Annotated in this window: 10 protein-coding genes, 1 tRNA gene and 2 pseudogenes; 8 read left to right on the forward strand and 5 right to left on the reverse strand. The window is 33.6% G+C overall.

What is annotated here, in order from left to right; all coding sequences use genetic code 11:
• Positions 1-552: pseudogene (locus KQA_RS21060) on the reverse strand (IS91 family transposase); the annotation flags it as partial.
• Positions 501-1,127, reverse strand: coding sequence for a tyrosine-type recombinase/integrase (locus tag KQA_RS0217290; RefSeq protein WP_232285920.1), 627 nt, complete (start codon positions 1,125-1,127; stop codon positions 501-503). The gene KQA_RS0217290 and the pseudogene KQA_RS21060, both read right to left, overlap by 52 nt.
• A 453-nt stretch (positions 1,128-1,580) precedes the next feature.
• On the opposite strand from KQA_RS0217290, the gene KQA_RS0217295 reads away from it, so the two are divergent.
• The 3 genes from KQA_RS0217295 (at position 1,581) to KQA_RS0217305 (ending at position 2,973) form a co-directional block, all read left to right on the forward strand.
• Entirely contained in the window at positions 1,581-2,105 is a 525-nt protein-coding gene (locus KQA_RS0217295; RefSeq protein ID WP_010182844.1) for a hypothetical protein, read from the forward strand.
• A gap of 317 nt (positions 2,106-2,422) precedes the next feature.
• A complete protein-coding gene (locus KQA_RS0217300; RefSeq protein ID WP_010182845.1) occupies positions 2,423-2,668 on the forward strand; it encodes a type II toxin-antitoxin system ParD family antitoxin in 246 nt (81 codons plus the stop codon).
• 5 nt (positions 2,669-2,673) lie between these two features.
• A complete protein-coding gene (locus KQA_RS0217305) occupies positions 2,674-2,973 on the forward strand; it encodes a type II toxin-antitoxin system RelE/ParE family toxin (RefSeq protein WP_010182847.1) in 300 nt (99 codons plus the stop codon).
• Between the two features lie 88 nt (positions 2,974-3,061).
• Here KQA_RS0217305 and KQA_RS21065 read toward each other — a convergent pair.
• Both KQA_RS21065 and KQA_RS0217315 read right to left on the reverse strand, forming a co-directional pair.
• Positions 3,062-3,262: pseudogene (locus KQA_RS21065) on the reverse strand (hypothetical protein); the annotation flags it as partial.
• Between the two features lie 216 nt (positions 3,263-3,478).
• Positions 3,479-3,566: transfer RNA gene (locus KQA_RS0217315), tRNA-Ser, on the reverse strand.
• A 287-nt stretch (positions 3,567-3,853) separates the two neighbouring features.
• Here KQA_RS0217315 and KQA_RS0217320 point away from each other — a divergent pair.
• Together KQA_RS0217320 and ychF are read left to right on the forward strand one after the other, a co-directional pair.
• A complete protein-coding gene (locus KQA_RS0217320; protein WP_010182851.1) occupies positions 3,854-4,273 on the forward strand; it encodes a DUF2147 domain-containing protein in 420 nt (139 codons plus the stop codon).
• Between the two features lie 195 nt (positions 4,274-4,468).
• Positions 4,469-5,563: a redox-regulated ATPase YchF gene (ychF, locus tag KQA_RS0217325; RefSeq protein WP_010182853.1), complete on the forward strand. Its 1,095-nt coding sequence runs from the start codon at positions 4,469-4,471 to the stop codon at positions 5,561-5,563.
• 162 nt (positions 5,564-5,725) lie between these two features.
• On the opposite strand, the gene KQA_RS0217330 is transcribed toward ychF, so the two are convergent.
• Positions 5,726-6,571, reverse strand: a complete 846-nt coding sequence (locus KQA_RS0217330) for a DUF2911 domain-containing protein (protein ID WP_010182855.1) — start codon at positions 6,569-6,571, stop codon at positions 5,726-5,728.
• Positions 6,572-6,755: 184 nt separating this feature from the next.
• Here KQA_RS0217330 and KQA_RS0217335 point away from each other — a divergent pair, with 184 nt between their 5' ends.
• From KQA_RS0217335 to KQA_RS20835, 3 genes are all read left to right on the forward strand, one after another.
• Complete coding sequence (locus tag KQA_RS0217335) at positions 6,756-7,649, forward strand: DMT family transporter (RefSeq protein WP_010182857.1); 894 nt, start codon at positions 6,756-6,758, stop codon at positions 7,647-7,649.
• A 662-nt stretch (positions 7,650-8,311) separates the two neighbouring features.
• Positions 8,312-10,168 (forward strand): DNA topoisomerase IV subunit B, encoded by a 1,857-nt coding sequence (locus tag KQA_RS0217340; RefSeq protein ID WP_010182858.1) that lies wholly within the window; start codon positions 8,312-8,314, stop codon positions 10,166-10,168.
• 50 nt (positions 10,169-10,218) lie between these two features.
• A partial coding sequence (locus KQA_RS20835) for a DNA gyrase/topoisomerase IV subunit A (protein ID WP_232285922.1) occupies positions 10,219-11,844 on the forward strand: 1,626 nt, incomplete at its 3' end.

Below are 11,844 nucleotides of genomic sequence, written 5' to 3' on the forward strand. Positions count from 1 at the left end.
ATTTTGATCAATAGGCAATGACTTTTTTCGAAGTTCCGCTACCATCTTAGCTCTAAAAACAACACTCATCCGTTTTACAGGAAATAGATGCCGACGTTTCTTTTGCTGTGCTATCCAATGACCTTGCTTATCAATTCCTCCTGCTGGAACAATACAATGCAAATGAGGATGCAAACTTAAATTACTGCCCCAAGTGTGCAAAACTGCTATCATACCTGGAGTTGCTTCAAGATGGTTTTCTGCAAAAATCTTCACCGTAGACCAACAAGCAGCAAACAAACCGCCGTATACCTCTTTGGAATGTAATAAACATATCTGATGTAATTCACTCGGTAAGGTGAAGACCAAATGATAATAAGGCACATCGAGTAGCTCCTAGCTACGCGCAGCGATCCATTGCTCGCGCTTGTGAACTTGACACCTCGGACAATGACGATTGCGGCACGAATTGTATGACAAATGCAATCCATCACAACAAGTACACTGATCGATATGCCTACCTAGCTCCGCAGTACGACAACGTCGGATAGCTTGTAGGGTTTTAAATGAGTAGCATAGCTATGACGCAGGGTGTGCGCGGTGAAATGCTTGGAAGTTTTTACTTTAGATCGACTCTCTTTGATCAACCATTGGATGGCTCTAGTTGTAATAGGATGTTCTTTACCATCTTTACTTACCTGTGAGATAAACACATATTCTTGAGGTGTATATTCTTGAAAATATGCCCTAAGCCCTCGAATTAAATGAGCACTCAATGGCAGATAACGATCCCGATGACCTTTACCTTTTCTAACAAAAACCGTCTTCCTCTCAAAATCTAAATCGGACAAACGAAGCTTGCAAAGCTCATAGGATCGCAGACCACAACCATACAATAGCCCTAACATCAATCGGTGACGTAGATATTTAGAAGCTTTGAGTAACGATCGTACTTCGGAGCGATTAGGCACCACAGGCAAATCACGCTGAGCTTTGATCTGAGGAAGAAAAACACGCTTGTCTTTTAATCCCAACACCTTGTATGCTGCTCGTAGACCATAAACGGTATGTTTGAAGAAGCTCTCTGATGGCGTTTGATGTTGGGATTTACAAAGAAATAGATAATCTTTGACAGCTTCTTCATCCAAACCCTCAGGACTTTGGTTAAAATGCAAAGCCATATGTGCAAGGCAACGGATGTAGTTGTTAAAGGTACTCTTAGCCTTACCTTGAATGGTGAAATCTCGAAGTAATCTATCATGTAATACTTTAAAATGAGGTACTTTTGCTAAAGCTTCATCAACTAACGTTGCTTTTTTTTGAAATCATAATAACTAATTTTAATGTTTTACCTTTCAAGGTAGTAAAAAGCTCACGACTGATAAGGAGGGTTAGTTCAACACTATATATAGCAAATAGGGCGGTTTAAGTTGGTTCGAAAAGGCTGTGTTTATTTGCTGTATCGCCAAATCTTTTGATTTGGCTTTAAAATGAAAAAGATAAATCAAAATGCAAAAGTTTGGCTTAGTGTTTAATCGAAACTAATTGTTTATCTTCTGCCCTAAATGCCATATATTTAACGTTGTAAAGCATTGTTTAAAATGAAAATATCTCTAACGGAAATAATAAAGACAGGAAATATTTACCCTTTCAAATGGGGTGATTCCGAAATTGATTTTCTAAGGATTTTTCCTGAGTGGAAAAGGTTATTTAAAGAATCAAAAGATTTTGGATGTCCTTTTATTTCAATAGACTCAGTTGAATTTTATTTTGACCAAGATTGTTATCAAGGCTTATCAGAAATTGTAATTAAAAATTGGAATTTTGAGGACGATTACAAATCTGATTATTTTGATATTGGTTGGCTAAAATCTGAACTTGACTATAAAACCACAAGAGAAATAATAGATAATAAAAAATGGTCATACGGCTTGACTAAAGGCCCTAGACACAAAACCCCTATTATTTTGACTAACAAGTGGACTTTCTTCGGATTTCATCCATTAACTGGAGATAATTTGGACGAAAACAAAACTGAATTGCAAAAAATTTATTTGAGAAAAGAAGGATATAATAATGTGGATTTGAACGATGGAAAAGAAGAAATAACGCTTTACAACACATAAAGCATTCGTCTTGCCGATAGGCTATAGATGAATGCGATGTTGACTGACTCGGTGGTGGGTTTATGGGGAAAGTGATGAGGGATGCTCCTTAATTTTAAAAAGTACAAGCCCGTTTTTAAAAAACTTCACTGCTTGATCCCTTCTCTAGCTAGCAAAAAATGAATCCTTTACTATAGATTATAAATTTTATGTGGGGTTTAATCCGAAATGTAGTATCTTTTTTAATGCTACGTTCCATACACTGAGCCGTTGTGGCTAATAAAAAAATCTTGCGCAAAATACCTAAAATTGGTATCTTTGAATTAAAGATTCTAATTATGAGTAAAAACACTTCTATAACACTTGGTAATCACTTTGATAATTTTATAAAAAGTAGTGTATCTAATGGTAGATATAAAAATGCTAGTGAAGTAGTCAGAGCTGGGTTAAGGCTATTAGAAGAAGATGAAAGTAAAGTTTTGATTCTAAAAAAAGCTATCAATGAAGGAATTGAAAGTGGAATCAACGAAAATTTTGACCCAATACTTCATTTACAAAGTTTAAAAGAAAAAAGAGGGCTTTAATAAGTATGAGTAAATACAAATTAACGAACAAAGCTACTGAAGATTTAACCTTAATCTGGGATTATACATTTGAAGTATGGTCTGAAAAACAAGCTGATAAATACTATAATGAATTAGTTTTAGTATTCAACGAAATAGCTCTAAATCCAACATTGGGTAGACCTTACAATCAAGTCAAGAACAAACTCTTAGGAGTTAAATCTGGCAGACATATAATATTTTATGAAATAATAAATTCTGATTATATACTAATTGAAAGAGTGTTACATCAACGAATGGATTTGAAAAATAGAATTCTAAAATAAATTACTAGCCACTACACTAGCAACCGTTGCACAAGCCCTTAATTTCACAAAATAAGCTTTAAAATAAGCAATTCTAAGAGGTCATATTTTATACTTTAAAGATAAAACTTGTAAAATTTGGCTTGCTTAAAAATGAGAATATCAACTCATAAAACACGTTTTTCAATAGCGCTTTAATTACTTGAGCTTTTGCTTTACTTTTTGCTGTTTTTTGAATGAATTTTAGGTGCTTTTTCAAATTATAAGCCATAGCTGACAGATGCATTACTTTGTTTGCTTGTTTAATTCTATAAAAATTAGTCTTAGGTACACGATCACTTAACTGAAAACTCGAGAATAATTTCTCTTGATAATTTTTTTTTTTGGCCTTGCTTATCTAAAATACGAAATAATTGTAATAAAAACTAGATGCCTTTTTAGCCTAAAGTTTAGCATATAAGTCTAGTATATAAAGGAAATAAAAAAGGAGACAAATTTTTCAAAATGAAAAAGTTGTCTCCTTTAGCAGAGAGGAAGGGATTCGAACCCTCGATACACTTTTGGTGTATACACACTTTCCAGGCGTGCGCCTTCGACCACTCGGCCACCTCTCTATTGCTTTTATAAAGGAGGCAAATCTAAGAATAATTCCTGTTTGACTAGGCATTATGAGAATTAAATTTCTAAAAAAAATATAAAGTGATTTCTGTTTGGTATAAATAATGCTATTTTCACTTATAAGCGTTTAACCCGCATTAGACATTAAAACTTCGTTATGAGTATTGAAGGCTCAATAAAATGCAGAGAAGCTTTTGATTTTGCAGAGATTTCGATATGAAATAGATTTTTTAATGCATAATTCGGATTTAATAATTTTGTGAATTTTTAATAAAGTGTAACTATGAAAATTTGGAGTGTATTAGGTTTGTTATTTTGGACAACAATTAGTTTTTCTCAACAGTTGGAGGGCCAATGGGAAACATATGATGATAAAACAGGAGAAAAGCGATCAGTGGTTGAAATTTTTAAACAAAATGACCAGTATTTTGGGAAGATTATTCAAAAAGAAGAAGGGACTCCCGATGATGTTTGTGATCAATGTGAGGGTGATAAAAAAGACCAAAAAATTTTGGGTATGGTAATTATTGAGGGGTTAGAAAAAGATGGCGATGCGTATGATGGAGGCACCATTACAGATCCAGAGTCTGGTAATGTGTATAAATGTTATTTGGAGTTAGTAGAAAAGAATAAACTAAAAGTTAGAGGTTATATCGGTTTTTCACTACTTGGCCGTACTCAATATTGGTTAAGAAAACAATAACAATTAAGTAAATAGCCATAAATGTTAGAATAATTTTAAGGTACATTGTATACCAGCATAAACCCGCTTATATTTGCAGTCAATTTAATTCGCATTATGAATTAAAAAAGTATCATTACAACATATAAAAATTTTTGATCAACCACTACTTGGAGTTTACTTCTGGTTGGTTGAAAGAATTCAAAATAACACTGAATGAAAGCTGGTATTGTAGGATTGCCAAATGTTGGAAAATCAACATTATTTAACTGTTTATCAAATGCAAAAGCACAGAGTGCTAATTTTCCATTTTGTACCATTGAGCCCAATGTTGGGGTAGTGAATGTTCCAGATCCCAGATTAGAGAAATTGGAATCATTGGTAAACCCAGAGCGTGTCATACCTGCTACTGTCGAAATTGTTGATATTGCAGGTTTAGTAAAAGGAGCAAGTAAAGGAGAAGGACTAGGAAACCAATTTTTAGCAAACATCCGAGAAACAGATGCTATAATACACGTACTTCGTTGTTTTGATAATGATAATATAGTACATGTTGATGGTTCGGTTGATCCAATTAGGGATAAGGAAACGATTGATATTGAATTGCAATTGAAGGACTTGGATACCGTTGAAAAAAAGTTAGACAAGGTTAAAAGAGCCTCTCGTACCGGGAATAAAGAAGCCCAAAAGGAAGAAGCAATTTTATTAAAAATAAAAGAACAATTAGAGGCGGGAGTTTCGGTAAGAGCTATTGATTTTTCGGAAGATGAAAGAGATGAAATAGTGTCAACACTTCAGTTAATTACCGATAAACCTGTATTGTATGTATGTAATGTAGATGAAGGAGCAGCCGTTTCGGGAAATGAGTATGTTGAAAAAGTAAAAGCAACCGTGGCCAATGAAAACGCTGAGGTAATTATTTTAGCGGTGGGTACTGAAGCTGATATTAATGAGTTAGAAGACTACGAAGAGCGTCAATTGTTTTTACAGGATATTGGTTTAGAAGAGCCTGGGGCAGCAGTTTTAATTAGAGCGGCTTATAAATTATTAAATCAGCAAACTTATTTTACAGCAGGAGTAAAAGAGGTTAGGGCTTGGACCATTCCTATCGGAGCAACTGGACCGCAAGCTGCAGGGGTGATTCATACCGACTTTGAAAAAGGATTTATTAGAGCAGAAGTAATTGCATATGCTGATTACGTGGCTCTAGGAAGTGAAACAAAAGCTAGGGAAGCTGGAAAATTAAATGTAGAAGGTAAAAATTATGTAGTTAAGGATGGAGATGTGATGCATTTCCTATTTAATGTGTAGGCTTTTCTTCCTTACATATTAAGCAAAACATAGTTATTTTGTGATATAAAAAAAAATCCTCAGTATATTTTTAATGCTGAGGATTTTTTTATAAAAGAGGTGATTCCCTATGTTGTTTAAAAATATTTTTTTGAACTTTCTAACATCTAACATCTAACATCCCTATAAAGCTCCCCACTCTTTTAACGAATCTTTATTCATTTTAACATAATCGGTATTCCCAGCAGTTTCAGAAGCGGCTAAAGATTTTTTTGCTATTTCGATAGCTTTTTTGGTATCACCAGCCTTAGCATAAATTAATGATTGCTTGCGTAGTTGCCAAAATTGTGGTTTTTCTGTTAATGACATAGCTTTATCCATCCATTCTTTTGCTTTATTGATGTCTTTTCCAGCTGATAAATAATAAACAGCAGCAGCATAATAGTCTTTAGCATCGGGACCATTCATTACTTTGTCTATTTGTTTCATCACAGCGGTATCGGTAGTAACTTCAAAAGGGATCGCTACTTTGGTATTTTCCCAGCTAAACACTAAATGAGCAGTATTACTTGTCACATGATCTATAGAAATAGTAAATGACTCTACACTATCATTAATTTTTGAAGTTGTAGCAGTAATGGTAGCCGCAACTTTACTAGCACTCCATTCCTTTGGAGTTCCCCAGTTTTCAGTATCTGTATAAAAATTAATATCCCACGATTTTTCACTAGGAGTAGCAAAAATAGCATATGATCCTGCCTTTAATGATTTTCCACTTATTGTAATATCTTTATTAAAAGTGATAATTGTATTTTTATTGGCACCAGTTCTCCATAGTTTCCCAAAAGGAACTAAATCTCCAAAAATTGTTCTACCGCGCATAGAAGGTCTTGAATATTCTAAGCTAACATCTGTTAAGCCTACGACTTGCATTACTTTTGCAGCAGGACTAGGTTGAGGTGTTTTGATTTGAGCAATACTATTTAAACTAAATAATACTGTTACTAAAAGTAAAGATATTTTTTTCATAACAATTATAAATTAATTAGCTTAAATTTAGAAATTAAGAATTATCTCCATGTTAATGAATGATTAAAATGAAAAAGGAATATTCTTACAAATAGCTTTTGTTTTAGCCATGTTTTTATTTTGGGTATTGTATAAATAGAATAAAATTTAGGTGATAGTAAATTGCTTATCAATACATTTCGGTATGGATAAAAACAAATCAGTAAGTGTAGGGATTTTATTTGCAATCATTGGAATCATATTATTTTCTGCAAAAGCAGTGATGGTAAAGTTGGCTTATCAATATGATATTGATTCGATAAGTTTATTGCTTTTTAGAATGATTTTTGCTTTTCCTTTTTATTTAGGAATTGCCTTATGGAAAACACCAGCAAATCCGCAACAAATTAAAAAGCAAGATTACCTTTGGGTGTTTTTGTTTGGTTTTTTGGGCTATTATTTAGCTAGTTTTTTTGATTTTGAAGGCTTACGATTTATAAAAGCTGGCTTAGAGCGTATTATACTTTTTATATATCCAACAATAGTAGTGCTTTTGTCTTGGTTTTTCTTTAAAAAGAAGCTTTCGAAAAATCAATTATGGGCTATAGTGGTTACTTATGTAGGAGTGGTAATTACCTTTTGGAATGAAATTGATACGAACACTTCCGGAGTATATTGGGGTGGTTTTCTTATTTTTTTAAGTGCTTTTACGTATGCTTCGTATTTGGTTGGGAGTGGGTGGTTAATTCCTAAGTTTGGAGTGGTGCCATTTACGGCGTATTCCATGTTAGTTTCTACTTTTTGTGTGGTAGTACATTATAGTTTTATTCGTGATTTCGATTTATTTAATTATCCAACACCCGTATATGTGTTAGGTTTTTGCATGGCTTTTTTTTCAACACTAATTCCTTCATTTTTAGTTTCCGAAGCTATAAGCCGTTTAGGAGCTAGTATGTTTTCTATATTTGGAAGTTTAGGGCCAGTATCCACTATAGTATTAGCTTATTTCTTTTTAAGTGAAGAGGTGTCGAGTATTCAATTATTGGGGATGCTTATTGTAATTTTAGGAGTTTATTTAGTTTCCAGAAAAAAAGAATAATGATGTATGGTTAAGAAAAGGAAGGCATGTATGATTATGATTTCCATTTAAAATACCCCCTAAGCATTAAAAGGAAGTTGATAAAATGCATTAGGGCTAAAAACCACAAGTTTGTCATAACGCATATGATCATAGCCAAAAATTGCCCTAAAGCCATTAAACTATAGCCCTTTAAACTTTTTCTATTGATAAGTTCAAAGGCTATTAATATGAAAATAGCAGAAACTATTTCAATAATCGTTTTATAAGGCTCCATAAAAAAGAATGAAACTCAAAGATACATAATAAGGAGATAGGCTTTTTTTAAATATGGGGGCTGATGCGTTTAACCCGCATTATGCATTTTGAACTTCGTTATGAGTATTGAAAGTTCAATAAAATCGAGTATTTTCTTGATTTAAGCATGTACGGCTATGGTTGAATCAAAAAATGCAGCAAAGCGTTTGATTTTGCATAGATTTAGATACGGAATAGACTGTTTAATGCATAATACGGGTTTAAGTTGGGATGCTTGATATAATAATCTGATAGTTAGTTGGCTGTGTTTTAGTCTTAGCGCTAGAGAAAACTTATTAATAAAGTTCTTAACAACTTTTGGGTGAAGTGCTTTTAAAATTCGATGTAAGGATATATATTAGCGAATACCGCCAATTTTCATTCCTATGAGTAAAGAAACTTTATATACCGAAGATAATATCCGTTCACTTGATTGGAAAGAGCATATTCGTATGCGTCCCGGAATGTATATAGGGAAATTGGGTGATGGTTCATCGGCAGATGATGGTATATATATTCTTATTAAGGAAGTGCTGGATAACTCTATTGATGAGTTTGTAATGGGCACAGGAAAAACCATTGAAATTTCTGTACAAGGAGAGCGCGTGACAGTACGTGATTATGGTCGAGGAATCCCTTTAGGTAAAGTTGTTGATGTGGTTTCTAAAATGAATACGGGAGGTAAATATGACTCTCGTGCCTTTAAAAAATCGGTAGGTTTAAATGGAGTAGGAACCAAGGCAGTAAATGCACTTTCAAGTTATTTTAGAGTCGAATCTAGTCGAGATGGAAAATCAGCTTCAGCCGAATTTTCTCAGGGAGAATTAAAGCAAGAAGAATTTTTAGAAGAAACTTCGCGCAGAAAAGGTACAAAAGTAACCTTTATTGCCGATGATACTATTTTTAGAAATTACAAGTACCGCACCGAGTATATAACTAAAATGCTAAAAAATTATGTGTACCTAAATCCAGGGCTAACCATAGTTTTTAATGGAGAAAAGTTTTACTCGGAAAATGGATTAAAAGATTTATTAGCCGAAAGTATCAATACAGAGGATCGTTTGTATCCAATTATTCATTTACGTGGTGATGATATTGAAATTGCAATTACACATAGCAGAACGCAATACTCGGAAGAGTATCATTCCTTTGTAAATGGACAGAATACCACTCAAGGAGGAACACATTTAGCTGCTTTTCGCGAAGCTTTGGTAAAAACAATTCGCGAATTTTATGGAAAAAGTTATGAAGCCAGTGATATTCGAAAATCGATAGTTTCTGCGATAAGCATAAAAGTGATGGAACCCGTATTTGAAAGCCAGACCAAAACAAAATTAGGGTCTACCGATATGGGAGGTGACTTACCAACAGTGCGGACGTATATCAATGATTTTGTAAAAAAATATTTAGACAATTTTTTACATAAAAATACAGAAACAGCCGAATTACTTCAACGTAAAATATTACAAGCGGAGCGAGAACGAAAGGAGCTATCTGGTATACGAAAGCTAGCCAAAGATCGTGCTAAAAAAGCAAGCTTACATAATAAAAAATTACGCGATTGTCGTATACATTTAGGAGATGCCAAAAATCCTCGTAATTTAGAAAGTACCTTATTCATTACCGAGGGAGATTCGGCAAGTGGATCTATCACAAAATCTAGGGATGTAAATACTCAGGCTGTTTTTAGTTTACGTGGTAAGCCATTGAATTGCTATAACATGTCAAAAAAGATTGTGTATGAAAATGAGGAATTCAATTTATTACAAGCAGCCTTAAATATTGAAGAATCCTTAGAGGATTTACGTTACAATAATATTGTAATTGCTACGGATGCTGATGTTGATGGAATGCATATTCGATTGTTATTAATTACATTTTTTCTTCAGTTTTTTCCAGAATTAATAAAGGAAGGGCATGTATATATATTGCAAACCCCTTTGTTTAGAGTACGAAATAAAAAAGAAACTATTTATTGTTACTCGGAACAAGAACGTTTAGATGCACTTGCAAAATTAGGTGCTAATCCCGAAATAACTCGATTTAAAGGATTAGGTGAGATTTCACCTAATGAATTTGTGCATTTTATTGGTGATGATATTCGTTTGGATCCTTTAATGCTGGATAAGGATAAGTCGATTGAAGAATTGTTGTCTTTTTACATGGGTAAGAATACTCCGGATAGGCAAAAATTTATTATCAATAATTTAAAAGTTGAACTCGACGTAGTTGAAGAAAAATAATATAACTCCAAAATAATTACCTACAACATATGATTGACGGCGAAGATAATATGCAAGATATCCCTTTAGAGGGGTCTGAAAATACATCGGGAGAAGTTACCAAAAAGGTAACGGGAATGTATATGGATTGGTTTTTGGATTATGCATCCTATGTAATTTTGGAGCGTGCAGTTCCTGCTATTGAGGATGGTTTAAAACCTGTACAACGCCGTATTTTACATTCTATGAAAGAATTAGATGATGGCCGGTATAACAAAGTAGCTAATATAGTAGGACATACCATGCAGTATCATCCACATGGAGATATGAGTATATCGGATGCTATGGTGCAAGTTGGGCAAAAAGACCTGCTTATTGATATGCAAGGTAACTGGGGGAATATTTTAACGGGAGACCGTGCAGCAGCTTCACGTTATATTGAAGCTCGATTATCCAAGTTTGCTTTGGATGTGGTGTTTAATCCTAAAATAACCGATTGGCAATTATCTTATGATGGACGTAAAAAAGAGCCTATAAACTTACCTATAATGTTTCCGTTACTTTTAGCTCAAGGGGCCGAAGGTATCGCGGTTGGTTTGAGCACAAAAGTATTGCCTCATAATTTTAATGAGTTAATTGATGCGTCAATAAAACATTTAAAAGGTAAACGATTTACTATATATCCAGACTTTCCAACTTCGGGTATTGCCGATATTAGTAATTATAATGATGGGTTACGCGGGGGAAAAGTTCGGGTACGTGCTAAAATTAGTCAAAAAGATAAAAATTCATTAGTAATTTCTGAAATCCCTTTTTCGACAACTACAACAACATTAATTGATTCAATTTTAAAGGCCAACGATAAAGGGAAAATAAAAATAAAGAAGATAGAAGACAATACCGCTTCTGAAGTTGAAATATTAGTGCATTTACCAAGTAATGTATCACCCGATAAAACCATTGATGCTTTATACGCCTTTACTAATTGTGAAGTTTCAATATCACCATTAGGTTGTGTTATTGAAGAAAGTAATCGTCCAAGCTTTATAGGGGTTTCTGAAATGTTACGCCGTTCAACAGATAATACGTTAAGACTTTTAAAATTAGAATTAGAAATTCAACTACGGGAATTACAAGAACAATGGCATTATGCTTCATTGGAACGTATTTTTATTGAAAATAGAATTTATCGTGATATTGAAGAGCAAGAAACTTGGCCTGGAGTAATTGAGGCTATTGATGTAGGTCTAAAACCCCATACTAAACATTTAAAGCGAGCCGTTACCGAGGATGATATTACACGTTTAACAGAAATACGAATTAAACGTATTTCAAAGTTTGATATTGATAAAGCACAACAAAAAATTGATGCTCTAGAGGGGGATATTGCCGAAAAGGAACATCATTTAGCACATTTAGTTGATTATGCGGTAAGTTATTTTGAACGTTTAAAAAAGACGTACGGTAAAGGTAAGGAGCGAAAAACAGAATTGCGTTTATTTGAAGATATAGAGGCTACTAAAGTAGTAATGCGTAACACTAAGCTTTATGTGAATAAAGAAGAAGGTTTTGTAGGAACTTCATTGCGGAAAGATGAATACATAGCCGATTGTGCTGATATTGATGATGTGATTTGTTTTACCAAAGAAGGGAAATTAGTAGTAACAAAGGTAGACTCAAAAACTTTTGTAGGGAAA

Source organism: Aquimarina agarilytica ZC1 (assembly GCF_000255455.1).
Taxonomy (GTDB): Bacteria; Bacteroidota; Bacteroidia; order Flavobacteriales; family Flavobacteriaceae; genus Aquimarina; species Aquimarina agarilytica.